Raw genomic sequence first — 26600 nt, 5'->3', positions numbered from 1 at the left:
GACGTCCCGTCGCCGCCCGGGATCACTTCGACCCGAGCGGCCCGGGCCCTACTTCTTCGCCTTCTCCGCCGCCGACGAGTCCGTCGACAACGCCGCCACGAAGGCCTCCTGCGGAACCTCGACCCGACCGATGGTCTTCATCCGCTTCTTGCCCTCCTTCTGCTTCTCCAGCAGCTTCCGCTTCCGCGTGATGTCGCCGCCGTAGCACTTCGCGAGCACGTCCTTGCGGATCGCCCGGATGTTCTCGCGTGCGATGATGCGCGACCCGATCGCCGCCTGGATCGGCACCTCGAACTGCTGGCGCGGGATCAGCTCGCGCAGCTTCGTCGTCATCGACGTGCCGTAGGAGTAGGCGTCGTCCTTGTGCCGGATCGCCGAGAACGCGTCGACGGCCTCCCCCTGCAGCATGATGTCGACCTTCACCAGGTCCGACTCCTGCTCGCCGGCCTCCTCGTAGTCGAGGCTCGCGTACCCGCGGGTGCGCGACTTCAGCGCGTCGAAGAAGTCGAAGATGATCTCCGCGAGCGGCATCGTGTACCGCAGCTCGACCCGCGTCTCCGACAGGTAGTCCATCCCGCCGAGCTGCCCGCGCCTGCTCTGGCACAGCTCCATGATCGTGCCGACGAACTCCGACGGCGCCAACACCGTCACCTTCACGACGGGCTCGAAGATCTGCGCCACCCGGCCCGTCGGCCAGTCCGACGGGTTGGTCACCGTCAGCTCCACGCCGTCGTCGCGCACCACCCGGTAGACGACGTTCGGCGCCGTCGAGATCAGGTCCAGCCCCGCCTCGCGCTCCAGGCGGTCGCGGGTGATCTCCAGGTGCAGGAGGCCCAGGAAGCCGCAGCGGAAGCCGAAGCCCAGCGCCGCCGACGTCTCCGGCTCGTAGGTGAGCGCGGCGTCGTTGAGCTGGAGCTTGTCGAGCGCCTCACGCAGGTCCGGATACTCCGAACCGTCCACGGGGTACAGACCCGAGTAGACCATCGGGCGCGGCTCGCGGTAACCGGTGAGGGCCTCGGTGGCGCCGTGGCGCTGGCTCGTGACCGTGTCGCCGACCTTCGACTGCCGGACGTCCTTCACCCCGGTGATCAGGTAGCCGACCTCGCCGACACCCAGGCCGATCGACGGCTTCGGGTCCGGCGACACGATGCCGACCTCGAGCAGCTCGTGCACCGCGCCCGTCGACATCATCTTGATCCGCTCGCGCGGGGTGATCCGGCCGTCGACGACCCGGATGTAGGTGACGACGCCGCGGTACGTGTCGTAGACCGAGTCGAAGATCATCGCCCGGGCCGGGGCGTCGGCGTCTCCCACCGGCGCCGGGACCAGGCGGACGACCTCGTCGAGCAGCTCGCGCACGCCCGCGCCCGTCTTCGCGCTGACCCGCAGCACGTCGGACGCCTCGCAGCCGACGATGTGGGCGATCTCGGCGGCGTAGCGGTCGGGGTCGGCGGCCGGGAGGTCGATCTTGTTGAGGACCGGGACGATCGTCAGGTCCTTCTCCAGCGCCAGGTAGAGGTTCGCCAGCGTCTGCGCCTCGATGCCCTGCGCCGCGTCGACCAGCAGGATCGCACCCTCGCACGCCTCCAGGGCACGCGAGACCTCGTAGGTGAAGTCGACGTGGCCGGGGGTGTCGATGAGGTGCAGGACGATCTCTTCGGTGGTGCCGTCTTCATGGGTGACCGTCCACGGGAGCCGGACGTTCTGCGCCTTGATCGTGATGCCGCGCTCGCGCTCGATGTCCATCCGGTCGAGGTACTGCGCCCGCATCGCGCGCTCCTCGACGACCCCGGTGAGCTGCAGCATCCGGTCGGCCAGGGTGGACTTCCCGTGGTCGATGTGGGCGATGATGCAGAAGTTCCGGATGCGCTCCGGTGGGGTGAACGTGCGGTCGGCGAACGTCGTCACTCATTTTCCTTCGCTGCGGGTGACCTCCATCGTCCCATGTCGGCCGCCGCGGCCTGCGGGCTCCCGGCCACCCACCGATCCGGTGACCTGCACCGTCGCCATGTGTGAGCGGGGCCACCACCGGGAACTGGGGGTCAGGAGGTGGCCCCCATGACCACGACACCGCCCCGGAGCCCGCGCGATGCCCGCCATCGCGCCACCCCGGTGACCGACGACCCGGCCGACCCGACGGGCACCTCCGCTCGGCAGGCACGCCACGCCCGCCCCGACGGGACCGCCGCGGCCGGCGCGCCGGCGCCGGGACCGGGTAGGCCGGCGACCGGTGTCGCGCCTGATGCCGGTCCTGGGCCTGCGGGATCCGGGCCTGCGGGATCCGGGCCTGCGGGATCCGGGCCTGCGGGATCCGGGCCTGCCGACCCTCGGTCCGCCGGGGTTGCCGCGCCGACCGACGTTGCCGTCGACGACGGGTCCCCCCGGTCCGACGACTGGATCGGCCGCACCGTCCACGGGCGTGACGGGACCAAGCTGGGCAGACTGACCCGCGTCCACCCCGGGACCGAGCACTCCCCCGTGCCCTGGGGCGTCGTCAAGCCGCGCATGGGCGCCGGGCACCTCGTGCCGCTGGACCGGGCGACGCCGCATGGCGAGGAAGGGATCACGGTCCCCGTCGACAAGGCCGGGTTCCGCACCGCGCCCGCCGCCGGCGCCGGTGAACCCGACGTCCACACCCGTGGCGAGCTCGACCGCCACTACGCCGGCCGCGGCGCCCTCGCCGTCGCCCGCGAACGCCAGCACGAACGGTTCGGCGGCTTCAAGTTCGGCGCCGCGTTCTTCGGCTGGATCGTCGCCGTGGGTCTCACCGTCATCCTCTTCGCGATCGCCGCCGGCATCGCCGCCGCGACGGGCTTCTCACTCGACCTCTCCGGCTCGCCCGCCAACCCCGCCCCCGAGACCGTCGGGCTCGTCGGTGCGATCGCGATCGTCGTCGTCATGGCGCTGGCCTACCTCGGCGGCGGGTACGTCGCCGGGCGGCTCGCGCGGTTCGACGGCTCCCGCAACGGCAGCGGGACCTGGGTCATCGGTCTGATCGTCGCGATCGCCGTCGGCATCACCGGTGCCGTCCTCGGCGCCGAGTACGACGTCATGGAACGCATCGTGTTGCCCTCTGTCGCACTGCCCACCGGGGCACTGACGATCGGCGGCGTCATCCTGCTCGTGGTCGTCGCGATCGTGACGCTGCTGGCCGCCGTCCTCGGTGGCCGCGCGGGCGAGCGCTACCACCGCCGCGTCGACAAGGCCGGTGCCATGACCTGACGTCGGCCCGTCCGTCCGCGGCGCGGCTCTCCTCCCGGGGGGGGCCGCGCCGCTCCACGTCGCCGTCCGCTCGGTGCCGTGGACCCGCGCAGCCCGACTGCCGTCCCGGGCCCGTTCCGGAGCAGCGAGGTTGCGCGCCGGCTCCGGGCCGGGGCGGGGCGACCCGGTCAGGGGCGGCCGTCGGGTGGGGCGCTGTGCCAGCGCCACTCCTCCAGCCGCGGATGGTCCGCGTCGAGCGCGCAGCGGCCCGTCGCCCAGCGCAGCGTCGGCCAGGACCGTGTGCCGCGCGGCGTCGACGGGAAGAGCCGGCACAGAACACGGTGCGCGAGGTGCGCGTCCGGTTCGAAGACGACCCCGAGTCCGCGCGCGGCATCATCGGTGTGCACGAGCAGCTCCAGCACCCCCATCGCGGCGAACCCCGAGGCGTCCGCCGAGCCGAACGGATGGTGCCCGCGCACGTCCGGCGGCGCCGCCTCGACCACCGCCGCAAGGACCTCCGACCCCGCGACGACCCCGCCCACCAGCTCGGCGGGAGACGCGCCGGGATCGAGCCTCGTCTCCAGCGCCGTGAGCGCCGCCCCGCCCGCGGCGAGGTCGGCGGCGAACCCCAGCAGCGTCCCGCCCACGTGGGCGACCACCCCCGCCACCGGCATGTCCACCGCGTGGGCCGGCAGCGACCAGTCCCGCCCGGCCGCATGCTCCAGCACCGCGCGGCTCGCCGCAGCGGCCTGGCGCACGTCGTCGGCATCCATCCGCAGAGGGTAGGCGGTCCGTCCAGAAAAATTGATATCATCCAGCTAGCAGCGCGCGAGGCCGAGACATGTGGGGGACGTCGATGACGATGCAGGACAACGAACCAGGCACCACCGGTGAGCTCGAGGTGACGCCCGTGCGGATGCCCGACCCCGCCGTCCGCGAGCACAAGGCCTGGGGGCCCAACGGCTTCGTCGGGCTGCTCGTGGGGCTGGTACTCGTCGCGCTCGGCATCGTGGGCGTCGCCGGCGGCGACGGCGTCCTCATCGGGTTCGGGATCACCGCACTCGTCCTCGGGGTGCTCACCCTGCGCGGGCTGATGACGATCGCGCCCGGCGAGGCCAAGGTCGTGCAGTTCTTCGGCCGCTACGTCGGCACCGTCCGAACCTCCGGGCTGCGCTGGGTCAACCCGCTCACCAGCCGTCGCAAGGTCTCCACCCGGATCCGCAACCACGAGAGCGAGACCCTCAAGGTCAACGACCTCGACGGCAACCCCATCGAGATCGCCGCCGTCGTCGTCTGGCAGGTCGACGACACCGCCCGCGCCGTGTTCGAGGTCGACTCCTTCGTCGCCTTCGTCCACACCCAGACCGAGACCGCGATCCGCCACATCGCCACCAGCTACTCCTACGACTCCCACGACGACGCGCCCCTCTCCCTGCGACAGAACGCCGAGGAGATCACCGAGCGGCTGTCCCGGGAGATCGGCGACCGTGTCGAGTCGGCGGGCGTCACGATCATCGAGTCCCGGCTCACCCACCTCGCCTACGCACCCGAGATCGCCGGCGCCATGCTGCAGCGCCAGCAGGCAGGCGCCGTCGTCGCCGCCCGCGGGCGGATCGTCGAGGGTGCTGTGGGAACGGTGGAGATGGCGCTGGCACGCTTGTCCGAGCGCGAGATCGTCGACCTCGACGAGGAGCGCAAGGCAGCCATGGTGAGCAACCTGCTCGTCGTCCTGTGCGGGGACAGGGCGACCCAGCCGATCGTCAACGCGGGCTCGCTGTACCACTGATCCCGCGCCATGCCCGACCGTAAGAGCTTCCTGCTGCGGCTCGACCCGGCCGTCCACGACGCCCTCGCCCGCTGGGCGGCCGACGAGCTGCGCAGCACCAACGCGCAGATCGACTTCCTGCTCCGGGAGGCACTGCGCGCGGCCGGACGGCTCCCGTCCGGCGCCAAGGCCCCCCGCCGCCGCGGACGGCCACGACTCGACGACCCACCCGATCCCTGACCGGGCGCCCCGCAGCACCTGCCGCGGGGCGTCGTGGTGTCAGGGCCCGGGGTACCAGCCGGTGCGCGCCGCTGCGGCGGGTCGGTGTCACTGCGGCGGCTCGGCATCGCCGCCCGGGTTCCGAGCTCGCGGACCAGTCCGCACCCCAGGTGCCGACCATGAGCACTGCGCGCCGACCGCGCAGCGTTCGTGATCGCACGGCCGTCGGCCCCGCCGGGTTGCGACGGCCGGTCCGAGCGGGGACCGACGATCGTCTTCAGCGCGTCGACGACCTGGCCGCCACCACACACCTAGGCGGCCGCGCGGCTTTCACCGCCGCCGCGCGGGCTCCTCGACCATCGCGCGGTGTGCAGGCGGCGCAGCGACCGGAGAACTGGCGCGCCGATCGCGCTGCGGGCGCCTCACGTGCCGACCGCGACTGTTCGCGCGCCGGGCTCGCCGGCCACGACGACCAGGCCGCCCGCCGGGGCGAGGGCGGGGGTGAGTGCCGGGTCGGGGATCGGGCGGACGGCGCGGATCGTCCAGGTCCGCACGGCGCCGTCGACGCTGTGGACGGTCACGGTCCGGCCGGGCCGGAGGGTCGCCGGGTCCTCTGCCGCGGACAGTACGACGACGGTCCGCCCGTCGGCCTCGGCGATGCGCCCGCCCGCGTGCGGCGCGGTGGGCACCCCTGCAGTGGGCGCGGCCACCGGCACCATTGGGACGCTGCGCTCCCCCACCACGAGCTGCGGCTCCGCAGCCGTCGCCGGCGGCTGTGTGGTTGTCGTCGGCGGCAGGGTCGTCGGAGGCCAGGTCGTAGGAGGCACCGGCGGGCCCACCGTGGTGGGAGGCAGCGTCGTCGGAGGGAGCGCTGCGGGTGCCGACAGGCCGGGCGGGAGGAGGGTCGCCGCGCCCGCGGCACCGGGCTGCCGTGCCGTCGCACCGGGCTCCGGGCCGGTCGTTCCCGCACCTGCCGACGCCGGGTCCGAGGAGCCCGGCACCACCAGGACCGGGTCTGTCGTCGACGGGTCCGCTGTGAGCGACGTGCCGGTCGGCGGGGGCGTCCCCGTGCTCGTCGCGTCGCCCGCCGCGACGGCGGAGGCGGCGGTGACCGGCTCGGGCGGCAGCGAGATCGCGGGCTGCGGGACCGCGGGCGGCGGCGGGGCGGGCGGCGCCTCGAACACGGTGGGGCGCGGCGGGCGGATGACGGGCCCGCCCTCGGACGGCGCCGTCGGCAGCAGGCCCCGCGTGGTGGGGCCGGTGGCGGCAGGGCGGGTGGCGCCCAGGTAGTCGTCACCGTTCCAGCGGTAGTAGGCGGTCTGGACGGGCTTGCCGAAGGTCGGGGCGTTGGCCATCCGGCCGTCGCCGATGTACATCCCGACGTGGTGCACGGCGCCGGGCGTCCCGTAGAACACGAGGTCGCCGGGTTGCAGCGGAGCTCCGGCGGGGACGTGCGGCCCGGCTGCGTACTGGGTCGCCGCGGTGCGCGGCAGGGAGACGCCGGCGGCGGCATAGGCGAACGTCGTCAGGCCGGAGCAGTCGAAGCCCTCGTCGCCTGCGGTGGGGCCGTTGCCACCCCACTGGTAGGGCAGGCCGATCTGGGCCATCGCGGTGCGGATCGCGACGGCGGCACGGTCGTCGGGGAGGGCGCTGGTGAAGTCGGCCGGGGCCTGCTCGGCGTCGGCGACGGGGTGCGCCGGCGTGAGGCCGAGGGTGACGGGGAGGCTGCCGGGCAGCGCGAGGTGCGGCGCGGTGGCGGGCGGCAGCGGGAGGGGCAGGACCGGGAGCACGGCCTGCTGGGCGACCGGGCGGACCGGGACCGCCGACGGGAGCGCGCACGCGGCGGTGCCGAGCAGGGCGGTGAGCAGCCATGCCGCGGCGACGCCGTCACGGTCGACGCGACGCCGCCCGCGGGCGCGGTGCCGCCCCCCGCGCGCGCCGGGATCGGGACACACCCACGCCCCGTCACCTACCGTCACCACCGCTGCCCCCGAACGGTCGATCTCTCCCGCACGAGCATGCCCGGCGGGGAGTCGCCACAACACCCTCACACAGGGGTAGGTGTTCTCACCCGTTCGAAGGAGGTCAGGCGCGCATCCACGCGAGTACGGCCTTCACGCGGCGGTGGTCGTCCTCGGACGGGGGAAGTCCGAGCTTTCCGAAGATCGACGAGATGTGCTTCTCGACGGCCCCGGGCGTTACCACGAGTGCTCGTCCGATCGCGACGTTGGTGCGTCCTTCGGCCATCAGGCCGAGTACCTCGCGCTCGCGGGGCGAGAGCTCGGCGAGCGGGTCGCGGCTGCGGCGGCGGCTGAGCAGTGCCGAGACGACCTCGGGGTCGAGCACGGTGCCCCCGTCGGCGACCCGGTCGAGCGCGTCGGACAGGTCGGCCAGGCGCGACACCCGGTCCTTGAGCAGGTAGCCGACGCCGCCCCGACCGCCCCCGGTGCCCGAGGCGAGCAGGTCCCCCGCGTAGCTCTCCTCGACGTACTGCGACAGCACGAGGATCGCCGTCGCCGGGACCTTGCTGCGCACCTCGACGGCGGCGCGCAGACCTTCGTCGGTGAACGTCGGCGGCATCCGCACGTCGACGACCGCGACGTCGGGCCGGTGCTCGACGACCGCCTCGACCAGCGACGTACCGTCGCCCACCGCGGCGACGACCGCCGCACCGGCCTCCTCGAGCAGCCGGACCAGGCCTTCCCGCAGCAGCAGCGAGTCCTCGGCCAGCACGACCTTCACTCAGGCGCTCCCCTCGTCGTCCTCCAGCAGCGGGATGGTGGCCGTGAGCACGGTCGGGCCGCCGGGCGGGCTGCTGAGGTCGAGCATGCCGTCGACCCCCGACAGTCTGTCGCTCAGCCCCGCCAGCCCGTGGCCCTTGCCCAGGTGCGCTCCGCCGACGCCGTCGTCCTGCACGGTCACGACGACCCGCGCGTCGCCGCGGCGCCTGCTGCCCTCGACCGTCACCGTGACCGCGCAGTGGGCGGCCGCGGAGTGCTTGGCGACGTTGGTCAGCGCCTCGGTGACGACGAAGTAGGCCGTGTTCTCGACCTCGTCGGCCGGCCTGCGTCCCTCGGGCAGTGCGACGTCGAGCGACACCTCGACGGGGCTGCGGGCGGCCGCGGCCGCGAGTGCGGCGCCGAGACCGCGGTCGGCGAGGATCGGCGGTGCGATGCCGCGGGAGAGGGCACGCAGCTCGGTGAGCGCCTCGCGGCTCTGCTCGAGCGCTTCGGCGACGAGGACGCGGGCGCGGGCGGGGTCGTCGTCGAGGCGCCGGGTGACAGCCTCGAGGTCCATCGTGAGCCGGACGAGACGCTGCTGCGGACCGTCGTGGATGTCACGTTCGAGCCGGCGCAACGTCTGCGCCTCGGCGGCGACCGCGGCGCGACGACTCACGGCGAGCTGGACGGCGCGGGCGCGCAGTGCGGCGCTCTGGTTGGTGAGCAGGCCGCGGGCGAGCCCGGTGCGGGCGGCGACGAGCAGCCGCAGCACCCAGGGAAGCGTGACCAGCAGGACGATCCCGGCGACGGTGGTGATGCCGATGTCGACGAGGCGCGAGTCGTTGCCGGTCAGCAGGCCGTAGAGGCCGCTGAACTCCGCGTCGTAGGGCAGCGACCACATCCAGGTCAGGGCGAGGGTCGCGCCGAGCCCCGCGACGGCCCACACGACGCCCACGACGAAGCACGTGAGCCGGACGGGGAACCCCGCGACCGCGTGCAGCACGTCGCGCCACGACTGCGGTTCCGCCAGCGACGACACCATCCGGCCGAGGCCGGTTCCGCTGGGAGTGCGGTAGTGGTGCGGCGGCAACGGGCGCCCGAGCACGGTCTCGGTGCTGCGACGTTCGACCCGCGCGAGGCCGCGGGCCGCTCGCAGCGTCGCGGCCAGGATGGGCACGCCTACCCAGACGACGACCGTCGACACCCCCGCGGCGAACCCGGCGACCGCGACGACGAAAGCCACGATCGACAACGGCAGCCCGCCGATCAGGTAGCGCAGCTCGCGCCCGACGCGGGCGAGCCCACCGCGTCGTTCGGCCACCGGGCCGGGCACGGTGGCGGGCCCGTCCTGGCCGAGGACGGAGGTGGGCGGTACGGCGGTTCCGGTCATACCTCCCACCCTCGCGGCGTGTGACGTGCGGACCCAGCCGGTGGACCGCAGGAACGAGGGTAGGGCCATCCCGAACCGCAGGGTTCCCTCCCGGCCGGCCGTCGATCACCGTCGCGTGGGAAGCGAACGGCCGATCCGGGAGGGAACCGCGCAGATCATCGCGGATCGCTCCGCGAGCGGTCACGGAGGGTGGCGTTCCCGCCGCGTCGCCACCACTCGCTCGGCCCCGAACATCCGGCCCGCGGGGGCCGGATGCGGTCGCGCGCGGTGACGCCCCCGTCGTCGTCACCGTGCACGGCCGCTGCCCCGCGGGCCGGTCGTTGCGGGTCTCCGACGGTCGCCGACCAGGCATCGGTTGTCAATGCTCACCATCGAGTTGTCCACATTCCGCCGGGTCGGCACCCGGATCCGGACGTTCGCGCGAGTTGTCCGGAGGCCGGCGGCGACGCGCTCGGAAACGTCGGTGCGAGGGCGCATCCTCATGCCCATGACCACCTTCCGCATCACCCCACGCGGCGCGTTCTCGCTGGCAGAGACCGCGCTGTTCGGTTTCGGCCATCGCGCCGAGTCCACCTTCGACGGCACGATGCGGCTCGCGTTCTGCCGCGACGACCTGCGCGGTCAGGTCGGCGTGGCGTTGACCGAGTCGGGCGGCGACGTCGTCGGTGAGATCTGGGGGCTACCCCCGGGTGGTGATGTCGAGGCCGTGCGGGTCCAGGTCGCGCGCATCGTCTCACTCGACCACGACGCCACCGGCTACGAACGGGTCGCGGCCGCCGATCCGGTCGTCGCGCCGGTCCTGGCCGCGGCACCGGGTCTGCGGCCGGTGCTGTTCCACTCTCCCTACGAGGCGGCCGCGTGGAGCGTGCTGTCGTTGCGCTGGAGCCGGCGCCAGGCGTCCGCGGTGCGCGAGCGGTTCGCCCGTGAGCACGGCCGGGTGTTCGACGTCGCCGGCCACGAGGTCGCGGCGTTCCCGACGCCCGCGCAGGTGCTGGAGGTCGGGGAGTTCCGCGGGATCCCGGAGCTGAAGATGCAGCGGCTGCACGGCGTCGCCCGCGCCGCGCTCGCCGGAACGTTCGACGTGGCCGGCCTTCGCGACGCCGACCCCTCCGACGCCGATGCGGCGCTGCAGGCGATCCCGGGCATCGGTCCGTTCTCGTCGGCGCTGATCCGGCTGCGCTCCACCGGGGCGGCCGACGCGGTCGTCGACAGCGAGAAGAACCTCGCCGAGATCGTCGGGACGCGGTACGGGCTCGACGGGCCCGCGACCGACGAGCAGCTCGTCCGGATCGCGGAGGGCTGGCGCCCGTTCCGCACATGGGTGGCGGTGCTGCTGCGAGCCGCGTCGGGCCGCGTCGGGGAACGCAACGGCCGTGCGGCCTGACCCCGGCAGCCCGCACGGAGGTCGCGGCGACCGACCCGCCGTGCCCGGCCGACCACGCACCGCTACGGTCGCCGGGTGGTTGTCCGAAGCGTCCGGTTCCCGTCCCGTGCACGGCTCGTCCCCGTCCTGACCGCCGTCCTGATCGCCGTCCCGGTCCTGCTCGCAGGCGCGGCGTGCAGCGGCACCGCGGGGCCCGGCACCACGGCCGCGTCGGTGACCACGGCACCCACGACCGGACCGGTCGCGGGTCCGACGTCGACGCCGGACAGCGCGGCCGACGTCGTGCGCCCGGCAGGGGCCGAGAAGGCCTGCGCGCTCGTCCCCGTCGCCGAGATCAACGCGGCAGCCGGGCTCCGCGTGGCGGGCGGCATGGGCACCGAGAGCGCGCGCAGGTCGGTGTGCGCGTTCGACGCCGCCCGGTCGGGCGGGACGGGACTGAGCGTCGGCGTCGAACCCGGTGCGCGGTTCGACGCGAAGGCCGCCGCCTCCCGGCGGTCGGTCGGGGTCCCCGGGGACGAGGTCGCCGGGCTGGGCGAGCGCGCGCTGTTCTTCTACAGCGACGCCGACCTGCCCGAGGGCGTGGGCGGGGTGCTCGTGCAGGCCGGCGGCTCGACGATCGACGTCACCCTCCAGGGACTGGGCACCGAGGCCCGCACGCGCGAGGCCGCGGTCGCGGTCGCGCGGGTCGCGGTCGGCAACCTCTGATGGGCGTCAGCGAGTCTCGTCGGTGAACCTCGGTGCGCGCTTCTCCCGGTGCGCGGCAACGCCTTCGGACACGTCGGGCAGCCCGAACCCGTAGAACTCCATCGCGAGGGAGGCGTCGAACGCGGGGCCTGCGGTGCGGTACCAGTTGTTGAGGGCGATCTTCGTGAGGCTCACCGCGCTCGGCGAGCCCACGACGAGCTTGCGAGCGACCTCCATCGCCTTGTCCTGCACCTGGTCGTCGTCCACACACAGCGACACCAGGCCGATCCTCTCGGCCTCCTCACCGGTCAACGCGTCGCACGTCAGGAGGTAGTACTTGGCCTTCGCCATTCCGCACAGCAGGGGCCAGCAGATCACGGCGTGGTCGCCGGCGGCGACGCCGAGGCGGGTGTGCCCGTCGACGATCTTCGCGGTGCGCCCGGCGACCGAGATGTCGGCGAGCAGCGCCACGGCGAGCCCCGCCCCGACCGCCGGTCCGTGGATCGCGGACACCACCGGCTTGGAGCAGTTGATGACGTTGTAGACCAGGTCGCGAGCCTCCCGCATCACCCGGGTGCGGACGACGGGGTCCGACACCATGTCGGTGATCATGTCGAACGCACCGCCCGCGGAGAACGCCTTTCCCGCGCCGCGGACGAGGACGGCGCGGACGCTGTCGTCGCGGTCGATCACCGGCCAGATGTCGGCGAGCTGGCCGTGGGCGTCGTGCCCGACGGCGTTGAGGTTCGGCCCGTCGAGGGTGATCCGCAGGATCGCGTCCTCGGGGCGGTCGACACGCACCGCGGTGAACCGCTCGTAAGCATCCGACATGCATCGCACCCTAGGTGAGACGGTGGGTCCATGAGCGACGACACGAACGACGGCGCCGGCAACGACGGCGAGGTGTGGAGCCGCGTCGACGACTACTACGGGCAGCGGTTGGTCGGCGACGACGAGGCGCTGGCGGCGGCGTTGCGCGCCAACGCAGAGGCGGGTCTGCCCCCGATCGACGTGACCCCGGCGCTCGGGAAGCTGCTGCACCTGCTCGCGCGGTCGGCGGGGGCGCGGCGCATCCTGGAGGTCGGCACCCTGGGCGGATACAGCACGATCTGGCTGGCCCGGGCGCTGCCGGCCGACGGCGAGGTCGTGACGTGCGAGGTCTCGCCGAGGCACGCCGACGTCGCCAGGGCCAACCTGGACCGGGCCGGGGTCGGCGACCGGGTGCGGATCGTGCTGGGTCCGGCGCTGGAGACGTTGCCGGGCGTCGGGGGACCGTTCGACATGGTGTTCATCGACGCCGACAAGGTCTCCAACGCCGAGTACCTGGATCACGCGATCCGGCTGTCGCGGCCGGGAGCACTGGTGATCGTCGACAACGTGGTGCGCGGCGGCCGGGTCGTCGACGAGACCGCCGACGACCCCGCGGTTCTCGGCACCCGGCGGCTCGCGGACGCGCTCGCCGCCGATCCGCGGATCTCGGCGACGATGGTGCAGACGGTGGCCGCCAAGGGTTACGACGGCTTCGTGCTGGGCATCGTCGAGGGCTGAGGAACGCCCCCGGCACACGCCGGGCCCGATGCGGGACCGGCGTCCACCCGGCCGCGAGCGGTCCGGTGTCCGGACTCGGTGCGTTCCGTGGGCCGCGGCGTGATCCGGGCGTCGACCCGCACCACGGCCGCCGGACCCGGCACACACCCGGGTTCCGCCCGTCGAGAGGAGTACGGCGCGGTTCTTCTGCTGTCCGGCGCGCCGCGGCCCCCCTGTCGCCCCACCTGGGGAACCGGTCAGGAACGGCGGCGATAGCGGCCGGGGGTCGTGCCGAGCATGCGACGGAAGTGCCGGGTCAGGTGCGCCTGGTCGTAGAACCCGGCGGCGGTGGCGACCTCGGCGGGAGCCATGCCGTCGAGCAGCAGCCGGCGGGCGTCGTCGATGCGCCGCCCGGTCAGGTAGCGGTGCGGCGGCAGGCCGTAGGTGGCACCGAAGGCGCGCACGAGATGGCTGGGCGCGGCGCCGAGGATGCCCGCGGCCTCGTCGAGGGAGATGCCGACGGGCAGGGAGGCGTCGAGAAGATCGCGCAGGCGGGCGGCGAGGCCCGGGTCGCGGACGGCGCCGGACGTCCCGGCCCGGCCGGTGAGGTGCTCGCGGAGCCGGTCCCGGACCAGGGTGAGCCGGCTCTGCGCGGCGAACTCCTCCCCCGGCGTCCCGAGCGTCCGATGCAGCTGGGAGATGCGCAGCCGCAGCAGGCGGTCGTCGAGGGCGGGCCGGTCGACGGCGGCGCCGATGCGGTCCTCCCCGAGGACGTCGGGTTCGAGGTAGAGCACGCGTTTGCGGAAACCGCCGGGCCCGGCGGAGCGGCCGTCGTGGGGGACGTGCGGCGGCAGCACGGTGGCCTGTGAGCGCAGCGCGCCGTGGGCGTGGCGGTCGAGGTCGTAGCAGACGGCGCCGTCGTCGACGATCAGGAGCGTCCAGGCGACGTGGGTGTGCGCCGGGTAGCTGTGGCCGACGAACCGCGCGTGGAAGACCTCGGTGACCCCGGGCACCGCCGGGCGCCACGCGGTCGTCGTCTTGGGAGCGGGCAGGCCCACGTCAGAAACGTACAAGACGCACCGGCCCGCGACCGGCGAGCGTGGGGCCATGGAGAACGACGCGACCCCGGTCCGCTTCCCGACGAAGGTCACCGTGCTGCTGCGCGACGACCTGGAGGTCTGGCAGGCGCTCAACGTCACCGCATTCCTGGCCGGCGCGGTCACGGCGGCGGTTCCGGAGCTCGTCGGCGAGCCGTACGCCGACGCGGACGGGACCGCCTACCTGCCGATGCTGGGTCGGCCGATCCTGGTGATGCAGGGCTCGAAGGAGGTGCTGACGGCGGCGCGGGAGCGCGCGGCCGGCCGCAGCATGCCGCTGGCGGTGTTCACGGCGGACCTGTTCGCGACGGGCAACGACGCGGACAACCGGGCCGCCGTCCGGGCCGTCGCCGCCGCGGACCTCGACCTCGTCGGGCTGGCGGTGCACGGGCCGCGCAACGCCGTCGACAAGATCCTGAAGGGTGCGCGGATGCACCCCTGAGCACCGCGTGCCCCGCCACCGCCCGCGAAAGGTGTTAGAACAACTCACGTGGACGCCTCGGATCTCGACGATGTGCTGGCCTCGGTGCGGGAGTTCGTCCGCGAGGAGGTCGTGCCGCTCGAGGAGAGCATCGACACCGACGACGCGATCCCCGCCCGGATCGTGGAGCAGTGCAAGAGCATGGGGCTCTACGGGTTCACGATCCCCGAGGAGTACGACGGGCTGGGGCTGACGGTCGCCCAAGAGGTCGAGATGGCGATGGAGCTCGGCTGGACGACGCCTGCGTTGCGCTCGTTGTTCGGCACCAACAACGGCATCGCCGGGCACGTCCTGATGGAGGGTGGCACCGAGCAGCAGAAGAAGTCGTGGCTGCCGCGGCTGGCCTCGGGCGAGGTGACCGCGTCGTTCGGGCTGACGGAGGCGGAGGCGGGTTCGGACCCCTCGACGCTCACGACCACAGCGCGTCGCGACGGCGACGGCTGGGTGATCAACGGGTCGAAGCGCTACATCACGAACGCCCCGGTGGCCGACGTGATCATGGTGTTCGCGCGGACGAACCCGGACGCGCCGGGCAACCGCGGCATCTCGACGTTCCTGGTCCCGGCGGGCACCGAGGGCCTGTCGACGGGCCCGCGCGACCACAAGATGGGCCAGTTCGGGGCCTGGACCTCCGACGTCCACCTCGACGACGTGCGGGTCCCGGCGGACGCGGTCGTCGGCGGCGACGCGGGGATCGACAACGGCTTCCGGATCGCGGCGAGGTGTCTGGCGCACGGGCGGGTGCACATCGCGGCGGTGTGCGTCGGGATGGCGGCGCGCCTGGTGCACGAGACGGTCGAGTACGCGAAGAGCCGGGAGGCGGGCGGGAAGTCGATCGCGACGTTCCAGCTGGTCCAGGGCATGGTCGCCGACTCGGTGACCGACCTGCACGCGGGCCGGGCGCTGGTCCGGGAGGCGGCGCGGGCGTTCGACGCGGGGACCGACAAGGTCGCGGGCCCGGCGGCGGCCAAGTACTTCTGCTCGGAGATGGTGGGGCGGGTGGCCGACCGCGCCGTACAGGTCCACGGCGGCGCCGGCTACATGCGTGGGGTCGCGGTGGAACGCTTCTACCGGGACGCACGACTGTTCCGCATCTACGAGGGAACGAGCCAGATCCAGCAGGTGATCATCGCGCGGGACGCTCTGGGGGCCGCCGCGCGAGGATGAGCACTGTCCGGTTCCGGACCGCGACGGCCGACCGGCCAGGGCCTGAACGCACAGCGGCCCGGCGCCGAGAAGGCGCCGGGCCGGTGCGAAGCAGCAGAGCTCAGTGGTCCGCGGGGCGGATGTGGTACTCGAACACGAGGCCACCGATGGTGAACAGCAGCAGCACCGCGGCGATGACGAGCAGCCACACGTAGAAGAACGCCAGCGCGATGCCGACGAGCGCGGCGGAGCCGGCCAGTCCGATGGGCCAGTAGCTGCCGGGCGAGAAGAAGCCGACGTCGCCGGCGCCGTCGGACACCTCGGCGTCGGGGTTGTCCTCCGGACGCGTCTCCAGGCGCCGCGACACGAACCTGAAGTACGTGCCGATGATCAGCGACAGGCCGGCGGTGAGGAACAGGCAGGCGATGCCGACGGCTTCACGGGTGACGATCGTGTAGACGATCGCCGCCACGAAGAAGAAGCCGGTGCAGATCTCGAAGATTCGGGATTCGACCTTCACGGGGACTCCTCGGCTCCGGTCAGCTGTTCTGGGGCTCCGACGCGGACTTCAGGGTCCGGTCGGTGCTGAACGGGTAGGTCGTGGTGGCCTGCGGCGCGCACAACGTCGCGTCGCAGCCCTGGGACTGCAGCTGCTGCAACGCCTGGGCCACCGTCATGTCGGCGTTCGCGGAACGCATCGACATGTAGGCGTCGTACAGGTTCGGCGGGAGCGCGCGGACCTCGAAGTTCATCTGCGAGTGGTACGACCCGCACAGCTCGGCGCAGCGGCCGACGAAGGCACCCGTCCGGTCGATCTTGTCGATGACGAAGACGTTGTCGGTGTCGTTCTTCTCCGGCATCGGGAAGACGTCACGCTTGAAGAGGAACTCCGGCACCCAGAAGCTGTGGATGACGTCCTTCGACGAGATCGTGAACTCGATGCTGCGGTCGGTCGGCAGGACCAGGATCGGGATGGTGCTCGACGTGCCGAGCGACTCGACCGTGCCGCCCCGCTTGTTGTCGACGTCGAACTGCCAGTTCCACTGGAACGCGGTGACCTGGACCTTCTCCTGCGGTGCGTCGTTCTTCACGTCCACGTAGTTCTGGACGTTGACGGTGAAGCCGAAGAGGACGGCGACGATGATCGTCGGGATCACGGTGAAGACGATCTCGACGGGCAGGTTGTACTGGGTCTGGCGAGGGGCGCTGCCGTCGTCGCCCTTCTTCTTGCGGTGGAAGGCGACCGCCCAGAACATGACGCCCCAGGTGATCACACCGACGATCAGTGCGGCGATGGCCGACCAGGTCCACAGCGTGCGCATCGAGTGGGCCTGGGGCGTGACGCCCTCGGGCCATCCGAAGCGCAGGACCTCGTCGACGGAGCAGCCCGTCGTGAGAGGGATGACGACGGCCGCGAGAACGGCCAGCTTCGCCGCGCGGCGCCATCCGGAGCGGCGGCCCGTGGCCTCCTGCTGTGCTCGGCCCACTGCTCGCCGCCTCCTGCCTCTCGTTCTGCTGCGTACCGGCCCTGACCAGGCCGGACATGCCGCCGAACCCGCTCGTCGGACGCGCGTTCTTCGACCAGGCGTAGAGACTAACCGAGCGGCCCTCTCGAACGCCTCCCGGGTGTTGCCGTCATCGCCCTCGGAGGGGGTGGCCATACTGGCTCGCCATGTGCGGACTGCTGGGACTGCTGACCGCCGGGGCCGACGCCGCCGACCGGACCGGACCGATCTCGGACGCGTTGCGCTGCATGCGCCATCGGGGTCCCGACGAGAGCGGGACCTGGCACGATGCCGACGCGGTGTTCGGGTTCAACCGGCTGTCGATCATCGACGTGGAGCACTCGCACCAGCCGCTGCACTACGCCGACGGGCGCTACACGATCGTCTTCAACGGCGAGATCTACAACTACGTGGAGCTGCGCGCGGAGCTGGCGGAGAATCACGGTGCGACGTTCGCCACTGCGGGCGACACGGAGGCGATCGTCGCCGCTTACCACCACTGGGGGCCGGCGGCGGTGTCGCGGCTTCGCGGCATGTTCGCCTTCCTGATCTGGGATGCGCAGGAGCGGGTGCTGTTCTGCGCGCGCGACCCGTTCGGGATCAAGCCCCTCTACGTGGCGACGGGCCCGGTGGGCACGGCGTTCGCGAGCGAGAAGAAGTGCCTGGTGGAACTGCTGGGCACGCTCGGCCTGACCGACGACCTCGACCCGGTCGCGCTGCAGCACTACCTGACGCTGCAGTACGCGCCGGAGCCCGGCTCGCTGCACCGGGCGATCCGCCGCGTCGAGTCCGGCACGCACGTCACGGTCCGCCCCGGGGCCGAGCCCGACGTGGAGCGCTACTTCACGCCGTCGTTCCACTCGGGCGCGGGCACCGGCCCGGCTCTGCACGCGCGGATCGCCGCGACGCTGCGCGACTCCGTCGCCAAGCACATGCGTGCCGATGTGACGGTCGGCGCGTTCCTGTCCGGCGGCATCGACTCGACGGCCATCGCGGCGCTGGCCAAGGAGCACAACCCGGACCTGATCACGTTCACCACCGGGTTCGAGCGCGAGGGCTACTCGGAGGTCGACGTCGCGGCGGAGTCGGCGGCGGCGATCGGGGTGCGCCACGTCGTCCGGACGGTGAAGCCCGGCGAGATGATGGACGCGCTGCCGTTGATCGTCTGGTATCTCGACGACCCGGTGGCCGACCCGGCGCTGGTGCCGTTGTGGTTCATCGCCAGGGAGGCGCGCCGGCACGTGAAGGTCGTGCTGTCGGGCGAGGGCGCCGACGAGCTGTTCGGCGGCTACACGATCTACCGCGAGCCGCTGTCGCTGGCGCCGTTCGAGCGGGTGCCGGGCGCGCTGCGGGGTTTGCTGGGCAAGGCGTCGGCGCGGCTGCCGGAGGGCATGCGCGGCAAGGACCTGCTGCGCCGGGGGGCGCTGCCGATGGAGCGTCGCTACTACGGCAACGCCCGCATCTTCCGCGACGACCAGCTGGCCGGGGTGCTGCGCCGGTACGACCCGCGCCGCAGCCACACCGACGTCACCGCCGCGCACTACGCGGAGTCGGCGGGCTGGGACCCGGTGGCGCGGATGCAGCACGTCGACCTGTTCACGTGGCTGCGCGGCGACATCCTGGTCAAGGCCGACAAGATGACCATGGCGAACTCGCTGGAGCTGCGGGTGCCGTTCCTCGATCCCGAGGTGTTCGCGCTGGCCTCGGGCATCCCCCGCTCGGAGAAGGTCACGGGCACCGACCGGACCGGGACGACGAAGTACGCGCTGCGGCGGTCGCTGGAGGGCATCGTGCCCGCGCACGTGCTGAACCGTCGCAAGCTGGGGTTCCCGGTGCCGATCCGGCACTGGCTGCGCGACGAGATGTACGGCTGGGCGCGCGACATCGTCCGCGACTCGCAGGCCGACCACCTCGTCGACCTGGCCGCCGTGTCCCGGATGATCGACGCGCACCGCGAGGGCCCGATCGACCACAGCCGCCGGATCTGGACGCTGCTCGTGTTCCTGATCTGGCACGGCATCTTCGTCGAGGACCGCATCCGCCCCGAGATCCCCGAGCCCGCGTACCCCGTCCTGCTCTGAGCGGAGGCCGGAAAACCCGGTGGACGGACCGGGCACGACCGCAGGATCGTGACGGACATGACAGCGGTCCCGGGCCTCGAGCTCACCCGGGTCGACGACGAGGCCGGTCTGCGGGCCTGGTTCGACGTCAGCCGTCGACACCTGGAACGCCGGCCCGTACGACGCGTGGACGGAGTGGGAGCTCGACCTGGTGTGACGCGGACGACACGTCCGACTCCGGTTATCCATACCCTGTGAAGGCGGGCCCCCCGGCCTCCCCCGGGGCGCCTGACCGGGTGGACTGGGGGCATGACGCCTTCCGCGACGTCCACCCTTCCACCTCCGGCACGCTCCCCGCAGCCGCTGACCGACGGCCGCCGAGGCGGACTCGAGCAGGGCCTCGTCCTCACCTTCGTCGTCGTGCCACTGCTCGCGCTCGCCGCCGCGGTCCCGCTCGCGTGGGGCTGGGGCCTCTCGGTCACCGACATCGCGATCGCCGCGGCCTTCTACGTCGTGAGCGGGCTCGGGGTGACCGCGGGGTTCCACCGCTACTTCACACACGGGTCGTTCAAGGCGAACCGGCTGCTGCGGATCGCGCTGGCGATCGCGGGGAGCCTGGCGCTGCAGGGAAGTGTCACCTCATGGGTCGCCGACCACCGCCGGCACCACGCCTACTCCGACAAGGCCGGTGATCCGCACTCCCCGTGGGCGTTCGGGACCGGGCCGCGCGCGCTGGCCCGCGGGATGTGGCACGCGCACGTCGGCTGGTTGTTCGACCGCGACCGCACCAACGCCGCCCGCTTCGCACCGGACCTGCTCGCCGACCGCGACATCGTCCGCGTCGACCGGGCGTTCCTGCCGCTGGCCGTCGCGTCGCTGGCACTGCCCGGCGTCATCGGCGGACTGGTGACGTGGTCGCTGACCGGTGCGCTGACGGCGCTGTTCTGGGGCGGTCTCGTCCGCGTCGCGCTGCTGCACCACGTGACCTGGTCGATCAACTCGATCTGCCACATGTGGGGCGACCGGCCCTTCGCCGCCCGCGACCGCTCCGTCAACGTCTGGTGGCTGGCGATCGTGTCGTTCGGCGAGTCGTGGCACAACCTGCACCACGCCGACCCGACGTGCGCGCGGCACGGGGTGAAGCGCGGGCAGGTCGACCTGTCGGCGCTGCTGATCCGCGGCTTCGAGAAGCTCGGCTGGGCGACGGCGGTGCGCTGGCCGACGCCAAGGCGCCTGGAGCGGCTCGGTGTTCAGGCGAGCACCCGCAGCACCGCCGGCCGCACCGAGACCGTCACCGACCCGGAGGCCAGCGGCTCACCGTCGGCGTGAACCGGCAGCGGGCGGTCGACGACGATCTCGACCGTCCGCGCCCGGCGCACCTCGATGTCGGGCCGCGCGATGTGCGATCCGTCGTAGACCTCGCGCAGCGCCGCGATCAGCGCCCAGCGTGACGAGTCGCGGATCATCAGGACGTCGAGCAGCCCGTCGTCGACCTCGGCCGACGGGACGATGTGCATCCCCGCGCCGTACCACCCCGAGTTGGCGACGACGACCGACCAGCCCCGCGCGGCCCATTCGACGCCGTCGAGGGTCAGCCGGAAGCCCGCGGGCCGCGTCGTGAGCAGCGCCCGCACGGCCGCGTACCGGTAGACGGCCCCGGCCGGCACCCGCGGGCGGGCGGCCACGATCTCCGAGGCTGCCGAGTCGACACCCGTGTAGACGCTGCCCAGCACGGTGCGCCCGGCGGCGTCGATGACGTCGACGACCCGCTCCCGCCCTCCGCGCAGCACCTCGGCGACCGCGGGGACCGCGCTGGGCAGGCCGAGCTGGCGGGCGAAGTCGTTGCCGCGGCCGACGGGCACGATGCCCAGCAGCCCACCGGCCGCAGCGACGGCGCCCGCCACCGCGCCGGTGTGCCCGTCGCCGCCGACGGCGAGCACGGTGCGTCCCGCCGCGGCGGCGGCTGCGGCGAGCTCCCCGGCGTGCGCGCCGTCGCGACCGGCGACGACCTCGACGCTCCCGTGTGGCATCGCCGCGACCAGCTCGGCCGCGACCCTGGCCCCGGCGCCGCGCCCCGCGGCCGGGTTGACGACCGCGGTGAACGCACTCACGGCACGAGCACGCCGGGGTTGAGGATGCCGGTGGGGTCGAGCCGGGCCTTGACCGCGCGCAGCACCTCGACGCCCAGCGGCCCGATCTCGCGCTCCAGCCACGGCCGGTGCTCGGCACCCACGCCGTGGTGGTGGGTGAGCGTGCCGCCGCCGTCGACGATCGCGTCGGTGGCCGCGGTCTTCGCCGCCGCCCACTGGGCGACGGGATCATCCGCCGCCTTGGCGACGACGGTGAAGTAGAGCGACGCACCCGTCGGGTAGACGTGCGAGACGTGGCACATGACCAGCGGCGGGGTGCCGTGGACGGACAGCGCCGCCGTCAGTGCCGCGGAGACGGACTCCTTGAGCGCCACCAGGTTCGACCACGACGTCGCCGTCTCCAGCGTCTCCGCGATCGCGCCGGCGCCGAGCAGCGCGTCGCGCAGGTAGGGGGCGTCGAACCGGGCTTCGGCCCACCCCTCGCCGATCGCGTCGTCGAGCCGGGCGCCGCCCGCGGACGCGAGCGCGTCGGCTCCGGCAGCGGCGAGCGCGTCGGCCCCGGTCCCGCCGGGGAAGCCGTCGTACCCGGCGATCACCAGGCAGCCACCGGCCTCCCGGCTGTGCAGGACGGCGTCGACGCCGGTCTCGGCCTCGTCCGACAGCCGCAGCACCGTCGGCAGCGGGCCGCGCTGGGCCAGCTCGCGCACAGCGGTGACACCCTCGGCGAACGAGGAGAACCGCCAGCCCTGGTAGAGCGACCGTTCCGGCGCCGGGTGCACGCGCAGGGTCAGCTCGGTGATGACGCCGAACGCACCCTCCGAGCCGAGGACGAGCTGGCGCAGGTCGGGCCCGGCCGCCGACGCGGGCCCGCGGCCCAGCTCCAGGACACCCTCCGGGGTGGCGACGGTGAGCGCGAGGACCATCTCGTCGAACCGCCCGTAGCCCGCCGACGCCTGGCCCGCCGACCGCGTCGCCGCGAACCCGCCGAGGCGCGCGTACTGGTACGACTGCGGGAAGTGCCCGAGGGTGAACCCCTTGGCGCCCAGCAGCTCCTCGGCCTCGACGGCCGACGTACCGGCACGGAACGTCGCGGTGAGCGACTCCGTGTCGAGCGAGACGAGCCCCGTCAGCCGCCGCACGTCGAGCGCGACGAGACCGCCGAAGCCCTCGCGGCGGGCGGCGAACCCCCCTACCACCGACGTCCCGCCCGCGAACGGTACGACCGCGACGTGGCGGCGCGCGCACGCGCCGAGAACACCGACGACCTCGGCGTGGCTGCCGGGCAGCACGACGGCGTCGGGCGCGTCGGGGGCCTCGCCCGCGCGCAGCCGCAGCAGGTCGGCGGTGGAGCGGCCGGCGGCGTGCTTGACACGGGCGTCGTGGTGGGTGTGCAGGTTGGGCGGGCCGACGAACATCGCGAGCTCGGCGGCGACCGCCGGGTCGAGCGCGGCGTCGGGGAGCCGGACCTGCGAGATCGGGACGGGCGCCCGCTCGGCCGGTTGCACCCCCAGCGCCTGTTCGAGCAGGGTGAGCACGGCAGGGGGCAGGGTGACGGCCTTACCCGGGTCGCCCCACCCGGACCAGAGCATGTCGCGACGACGCGGCTTCACCGTTACACTGTGACATGTGACGTCCAGTCGTAACAAGTCGGGCGTGGTTGCCCGGCTCGACGACGGAGCGGTCCTCGACGCGGCGCGGGCCTGCGTGCTCGACGTCGGGGTCCGGCGCACCACGCTGTCCGACGTCGCCCGCCGCGCCGGCGTCTCCCGGATGTCGCTCTACCGCCGCTGGGACGGCGTCGACGCCCTGGTCGGCGACCTGCTCACCCGCGACCTGCTCGCCGTCGCCGCCGCCCCACTCGGCACCGACCGCGCCGCGATCGTCACCCGCGTCGTCGACGTCTGCGAGACCCTGCGCCGGCACCGGCTCGTCCGCAAGATCGTCGACGTCGACCCCGAGCTGCTCCTGCCCTACCTGCTGCGCCGCCGCGGCCGCAGCACCGACGCACTCCTCGCCCTGCTCACCGACGCCGTCGCCGACGCCCAGACCGGCGGTACCGTCCGCGCCGGTGACGCGGCCGTCCTCGCCCGGTTCGTGCTGCTCACCGCCCAGTCCTACGTACTGTCGTCCGGCGCGGTCACCGCGGGCACCCCCGTCGCGCAGCTGCCCGCCGAGCTGCACGCCCTCCTCGACGGGTACCTGCGGCCATGACCTCTCCCGGAACCGGCACCGCCCTGAACGCCGCGCGCCGCGACGCCGAGCTGCACGCGCTCGCCGGTGGCGACGTCGTCGACCTGCTCGTCGTCGGGCTCGGCGTCACCGGTGCCGGGGTCGCCCTCGACGCCGCGAGCCGCGGCCTCACCGTCGCCGCCGTCGACGCCCACGACCTCGCGTTCGGAACGTCGCGCTGGAGCTCCAAGCTCGTCCACGGCGGGCTGCGCTACCTCGCCTCCGGCCGCGTCGGGGTCGCGTTCGCGAGCATGCGCGAACGCCGCGTCCTGCTCGAGACCGTGGTTCCGCACCTCGTCCGCCCGCTGCCGATGGTGCTGCCCGGCGACGGGCGGCGCGCCCTGCTCACCGGGGTCGGCCTGCGCGGAGCCGAGCTGCTCTCCCGAGCCGCCGGCACCCGACGCGACACGCTGCCCGCGCCCCGGCGCATCCGCGCCGACGAGGCCCTGCGGCTCGTCCCCGCGCTGCGCGACACCGGTGCGGGTGCCTGGCTCTCCTACGACGGCCAGCTCGTCGACGACGCCCGCCTCGTCGTCGCGCTCGCCCGCACCGCCGCCGGGTTCGGCGCGCGCATACTGACCCGCTGCCGGGCGATCAACGTCGCCGCCGACGGCGCGCTCGTCCACGACACCGTCGCCGACGCCCCCGTCCGGCTGCGCGCCCGCGCCGTCGTCAACGCCGCCGGGGTGTGGGCGGGCGGGCTCGTCGACGGCATCGCCCTGCGCCCCTCGCGCGGGAGCCACGTCGTGCTGCCCGCCGCCGCGCTGGGCAACCCGGCCGGCGCCCTCACCGTCCCGATCGGCGGCTCGCTCTCCCGCTACGCCTTCGCCCTCCCCCAGCCCGGCGGTCTCGTCCACCTGGGGATCACCGACGAACCCGTCGACGGCCCGGTGCCGGACGTGCCCCGGCCGACCGAACGCGAGATCACGTTCCTGCTCGACGTACTCAACTCCGCGCTCGCCACCCCCGTCCGCCGCGACCAGGTCCTCGGTGCCTACGCCGGCCTGCGCCCGCTGCTCGACGACGGCCGCCGCAGCGGCGCCGACCTCTCCCGCAGGCACGCCGTCCTCACCTCGGCGGCCGGGGTCGTGACGGTCGTCGGCGGCAAGCTGACCACCTACCGCGCCATGGCCGCCGACGCCGTCGACGCCGTGGTCGCCGCCCGGTCGTTGTCGGCCGGGCCGAGCCGGACCGCGACGTTGCCGCTGGTCGGGGCCGGCCCCGTGCCGCCGGGGGCTCCGCCGCGACTCGTCGCGCGCTACGGCGGCGAGGCCGCAGACGTCGCGGCCTGCGGCGACGTCGAGCCCATCGCCGAGCAGGTGCCCGTCAGCCCCGCCGAGCTGCGCTGGGGCGTGACCCACGAGCTCGCCCTCGACATCGACGACCTGCTCGACCGCCGCACCCGCGTCGGCCTGGTCCCGTCCCGCCGCGCGGTCGCCGAACCCGCCGCCCGGGCCGCCCTGCACCGCTGACCACGCGCCGCTCCGCCCTCCCCATGTGCAGGAACGGGCACGCCACAACCGCGGCGGAGCGCACGGCCTGCAGCGGAGCGCACGGCCCGCGGCCGCTCGTGAGTGGGTCAGGCGGGAAGGACCGGGGCCAGCTCGGCGGCGGCGTCGGGGCCGTAGGCGTCGCGGAGGCGCTCGAGGCCGGCGGCGCGGTCGTAGGTCCACTCCTGCGGGCCGTCGGTCTCCAGCACCCAGACGGCGACGAGGGAGCCCAGCTGCGCGGCGCGCTCCAGCGACAGCCCGCCCGCGGTGGCGGCGAGGAAGCCGGCGCGGAAGGCGTCGCCGACGCCGGTGGGGTCGACCTTGCCGGTCTCGGGGACGACGCCGACCTTCAGCTCGCTGCCCTCGGGGCCGACGATCTGCACGCCGTTCTCGCCGAGCGTCGTGATCCGGATGTCGACCTGCGCGTCGACCTGCTCGGCGGTCCAGCCGGTCTTGCGCTGCAGCAGCTCGAACTCGTAGTCGTTGGTCAGCAGGTAGCGGGCGCCCTCGACGAGGCGCCGGATCTCCGGGCCCTCCATGCGGGCGAGCTGCTGCGACGGGTCGGCGGCGAAGGCGTAGCCACGCTCGCGGCACTCGTCGGTGTGGCGCAGCATCGCGGCGGGGTCGTTGGCGCCGACGAGGACGAGGTCGACGGCGGCCGACGCCGCGACGACGGGGGCGAGCTCGATGTCACGGGCCCGGGACATGGCGCCGGCGTAGAAGGACGCGATCTGGCACATGTCGTCGTCGGTGGTGCAGACGAAGCGGGCGGTGTGCACGTCGTCGTGGACGTGGACACCGGAGCAGTCGACGCCGTGGCGCTCCAGCCAGGAGCGGTAGTCGCCGAAGTCGGTGCCGACGGCGCCGACGAGGACGGGGCGCTGCCCGAGGACGCCGAGGGCGTAGGCGATGTTCCCGGCGACGCCGCCACGGCGGACGACGAGGTCGTCGACGAGGAAGCTCAGGGAGAGGCGCTGGAGCTGCTCGGCGACCAGCTGCTCGCCGAACCTCCCCGGGAAGTGCATGAGGTGGTCGGTGGCGATGGACCCGGTCACGGCGACAGTCACGACGGGTGACACTACCTTCCGAGCTGCGGGACTCCGGGCCCCGGACGCACCACGGCCCCCGTCCGCGCGGTGGCGGCCGGGGGCCGTGGTGGCCTGTTCAGGAACCCGTGTCGTCCGGTCGTTCTGGGTGGGCGGCGATCAGTTGAACGAGTCGCCGCAGGCGCAGGAGCCGCCGGCGTTCGGGTTGTCGATCGTGAAGCCCTGCTTCTCGATGGTGTCGACGAAGTCGATGACCGCACCCTGCAGGTAGGGAGCGCTCATCCGGTCGACCCCGACCTTGAGGCCGCTGTAGTCGCGGAACAGGTCGCCGTCGAGCTCGCGGTCGTCGAAGAAGAGCTGGTAGCGCAGGCCCGCGCAGCCACCGGGCTGGACGGCGATGCGCAGGTGCATGTCGTCGCGGCCCTCCTGCTCGAGCAGCAGACGGGCCTTGCCGGCGGCAGCGTCGGTCAGCTCGACGCCGTGCGTCTCGGTCGCGACGTCGGTCTGGACGGTGTTCTCGACGGTCATGTCTCTCCCAACACAGGCACGGGCCGAACTCATTCCAT

General features: G+C 73.6%; 25 protein-coding genes. 12 read left to right on the top strand and 13 right to left on the bottom strand.

Annotated elements, in window-relative coordinates; genetic code table 11:
* Positions 1 to 48 precede the first annotated feature (48 nt).
* A complete protein-coding gene (gene lepA / locus TOK_RS07360) occupies positions 49 to 1908 on the bottom strand; it encodes a translation elongation factor 4 (protein ID WP_098957052.1) in 1860 nt (619 codons plus the stop codon).
* Between the two features lie 570 nt (positions 1909 to 2478).
* Here lepA and TOK_RS07355 point away from each other — a divergent pair.
* Positions 2479 to 3222 carry a hypothetical protein gene (locus TOK_RS07355; RefSeq protein ID WP_098957051.1) on the top strand — a complete coding sequence of 248 codons (744 nt, stop codon included), beginning with the start codon at positions 2479 to 2481 and terminating at the stop codon, positions 3220 to 3222.
* 167 nt (positions 3223 to 3389) lie between these two features.
* Here the strand turns inward: TOK_RS07355 and TOK_RS07350 are convergent, their stop codons facing one another.
* Entirely contained in the window at positions 3390 to 3974 is a 585-nt protein-coding gene (locus TOK_RS07350; protein ID WP_098957050.1) for a maleylpyruvate isomerase N-terminal domain-containing protein, read from the bottom strand.
* A gap of 83 nt (positions 3975 to 4057) precedes the next feature.
* On the opposite strand from TOK_RS07350, the gene TOK_RS07345 reads away from it, so the two are divergent.
* Together TOK_RS07345 and TOK_RS07340 are read left to right on the top strand one after the other, a co-directional pair.
* Complete coding sequence (locus TOK_RS07345; protein ID WP_172457457.1) at positions 4058 to 4987, top strand: SPFH domain-containing protein; 930 nt, start codon at positions 4058 to 4060, stop codon at positions 4985 to 4987.
* A 9-nt stretch (positions 4988 to 4996) separates the two neighbouring features.
* Complete coding sequence (locus TOK_RS07340; RefSeq protein ID WP_098957048.1) at positions 4997 to 5206, top strand: hypothetical protein; 210 nt, start codon at positions 4997 to 4999, stop codon at positions 5204 to 5206.
* 401 nt (positions 5207 to 5607) lie between these two features.
* Here TOK_RS07340 and TOK_RS35275 read toward each other — a convergent pair whose 3' ends face one another.
* The 3 genes from TOK_RS35275 to TOK_RS07325 all read right to left on the bottom strand — a co-directional run bounded on the left by TOK_RS35275 (position 5608) and on the right by TOK_RS07325 (position 9295).
* Entirely contained in the window at positions 5608 to 7164 is a 1557-nt protein-coding gene (locus tag TOK_RS35275) for a C40 family peptidase (protein WP_374754864.1), read from the bottom strand.
* Positions 7165 to 7270: 106 nt separating this feature from the next.
* Complete coding sequence (locus TOK_RS07330) at positions 7271 to 7927, bottom strand: response regulator transcription factor (RefSeq protein WP_098957047.1); 657 nt, start codon at positions 7925 to 7927, stop codon at positions 7271 to 7273.
* Entirely contained in the window at positions 7928 to 9295 is a 1368-nt protein-coding gene (locus TOK_RS07325; RefSeq protein WP_098957046.1) for a sensor histidine kinase, read from the bottom strand. It abuts the gene before it with no gap.
* 487 nt (positions 9296 to 9782) lie between these two features.
* Between TOK_RS07325 and TOK_RS07320 the strand changes: the two genes are divergently transcribed.
* Positions 9783 to 10679: a DNA-3-methyladenine glycosylase gene (locus TOK_RS07320; RefSeq protein WP_098957045.1), complete on the top strand. Its 897-nt coding sequence runs from the start codon at positions 9783 to 9785 to the stop codon at positions 10677 to 10679.
* A gap of 75 nt (positions 10680 to 10754) precedes the next feature.
* Complete coding sequence (locus TOK_RS07315) at positions 10755 to 11384, top strand: hypothetical protein (protein ID WP_098957044.1); 630 nt, start codon at positions 10755 to 10757, stop codon at positions 11382 to 11384.
* 6 nt (positions 11385 to 11390) lie between these two features.
* Here the strand turns inward: TOK_RS07315 and TOK_RS07310 are convergent, their stop codons facing one another.
* Positions 11391 to 12194: an enoyl-CoA hydratase/isomerase family protein gene (locus TOK_RS07310; RefSeq protein ID WP_098957043.1), complete on the bottom strand. Its 804-nt coding sequence runs from the start codon at positions 12192 to 12194 to the stop codon at positions 11391 to 11393.
* Between the two features lie 30 nt (positions 12195 to 12224).
* Between TOK_RS07310 and TOK_RS07305 the strand changes: the two genes are divergently transcribed.
* Positions 12225 to 12911, top strand: a complete 687-nt coding sequence (locus TOK_RS07305; protein ID WP_098957042.1) for an O-methyltransferase — start codon at positions 12225 to 12227, stop codon at positions 12909 to 12911.
* Between the two features lie 236 nt (positions 12912 to 13147).
* Here the strand turns inward: TOK_RS07305 and TOK_RS07300 are convergent, their stop codons facing one another.
* Positions 13148 to 13948, bottom strand: a complete 801-nt coding sequence (locus TOK_RS07300; protein WP_253258239.1) for an AraC family transcriptional regulator — start codon at positions 13946 to 13948, stop codon at positions 13148 to 13150.
* 49 nt (positions 13949 to 13997) lie between these two features.
* Between TOK_RS07300 and TOK_RS07295 the strand changes: the two genes are divergently transcribed.
* Both TOK_RS07295 and TOK_RS07290 read left to right on the top strand, forming a co-directional pair.
* A complete protein-coding gene (locus TOK_RS07295) occupies positions 13998 to 14429 on the top strand; it encodes a DUF2000 domain-containing protein (protein WP_098957040.1) in 432 nt (143 codons plus the stop codon).
* A 48-nt stretch (positions 14430 to 14477) separates the two neighbouring features.
* The gene (locus TOK_RS07290) at positions 14478 to 15635 is read left to right on the top strand and encodes an acyl-CoA dehydrogenase family protein (protein ID WP_098957039.1); all 1158 of its coding nucleotides are present in this window, start codon (positions 14478 to 14480) and stop codon (positions 15633 to 15635) included.
* 100 nt (positions 15636 to 15735) lie between these two features.
* On the opposite strand, the gene TOK_RS07285 is transcribed toward TOK_RS07290, so the two are convergent.
* Entirely contained in the window at positions 15736 to 16134 is a 399-nt protein-coding gene (locus TOK_RS07285; RefSeq protein ID WP_098957038.1) for a cytochrome c oxidase subunit 4, read from the bottom strand.
* Positions 16135 to 16153: 19 nt separating this feature from the next.
* Positions 16154 to 17101: a cytochrome c oxidase subunit II gene (locus TOK_RS07280; protein ID WP_098957037.1), complete on the bottom strand. Its 948-nt coding sequence runs from the start codon at positions 17099 to 17101 to the stop codon at positions 16154 to 16156.
* 185 nt (positions 17102 to 17286) lie between these two features.
* Between TOK_RS07280 and asnB the strand changes: the two genes are divergently transcribed.
* Both asnB and TOK_RS07270 read left to right on the top strand, forming a co-directional pair.
* Positions 17287 to 19200 carry an asparagine synthase (glutamine-hydrolyzing) gene (gene asnB, locus TOK_RS07275; RefSeq protein ID WP_098957036.1) on the top strand — a complete coding sequence of 638 codons (1914 nt, stop codon included), beginning with the start codon at positions 17287 to 17289 and terminating at the stop codon, positions 19198 to 19200.
* Between the two features lie 288 nt (positions 19201 to 19488).
* A complete protein-coding gene (locus tag TOK_RS07270) occupies positions 19489 to 20508 on the top strand; it encodes an acyl-CoA desaturase (protein ID WP_098957035.1) in 1020 nt (339 codons plus the stop codon).
* Here the strand turns inward: TOK_RS07270 and TOK_RS07265 are convergent.
* Entirely contained in the window at positions 20430 to 21290 is an 861-nt protein-coding gene (locus TOK_RS07265; RefSeq protein ID WP_098957034.1) for a diacylglycerol kinase family protein, read from the bottom strand. The genes TOK_RS07270 and TOK_RS07265 overlap by 79 nt on opposite strands.
* Positions 21287 to 22879 (bottom strand): FAD-binding oxidoreductase, encoded by a 1593-nt coding sequence (locus tag TOK_RS07260; RefSeq protein ID WP_253258238.1) that lies wholly within the window; start codon positions 22877 to 22879, stop codon positions 21287 to 21289. Before TOK_RS07260 ends, TOK_RS07265 begins: the two co-directional genes overlap by 4 nt.
* Positions 22880 to 22895: 16 nt before the next feature.
* Between TOK_RS07260 and TOK_RS07255 the strand changes: the two genes are divergently transcribed.
* The gene (locus TOK_RS07255; protein ID WP_253258237.1) at positions 22896 to 23480 is read left to right on the top strand and encodes a TetR/AcrR family transcriptional regulator; all 585 of its coding nucleotides are present in this window, start codon (positions 22896 to 22898) and stop codon (positions 23478 to 23480) included.
* Positions 23477 to 24970, top strand: coding sequence for a glycerol-3-phosphate dehydrogenase/oxidase (locus tag TOK_RS07250; protein ID WP_098957031.1), 1494 nt, complete (start codon positions 23477 to 23479; stop codon positions 24968 to 24970). Before TOK_RS07255 ends, TOK_RS07250 begins: the two co-directional genes overlap by 4 nt.
* 107 nt (positions 24971 to 25077) lie before the next feature.
* Here TOK_RS07250 and TOK_RS07245 read toward each other — a convergent pair whose 3' ends face one another.
* Together TOK_RS07245 and TOK_RS07240 are read right to left on the bottom strand one after the other, a co-directional pair.
* Positions 25078 to 26013, bottom strand: coding sequence for a carbohydrate kinase family protein (locus TOK_RS07245; protein ID WP_216361886.1), 936 nt, complete (start codon positions 26011 to 26013; stop codon positions 25078 to 25080).
* Between the two features lie 180 nt (positions 26014 to 26193).
* Positions 26194 to 26562, bottom strand: a complete 369-nt coding sequence (locus tag TOK_RS07240; RefSeq protein ID WP_098957030.1) for an iron-sulfur cluster assembly accessory protein — start codon at positions 26560 to 26562, stop codon at positions 26194 to 26196.
* Between the last annotated feature and the right edge of the window lie 38 nt (positions 26563 to 26600).

It is taken from the genome of Pseudonocardia sp. N23 (genome assembly GCF_002583555.1).
Lineage (GTDB): Bacteria > Actinomycetota > Actinomycetes > Mycobacteriales > Pseudonocardiaceae > Pseudonocardia.
Note: the sequence above shows the minus strand (reverse complement) of the source record. Positions and strands in the feature narration are given on the sequence as shown.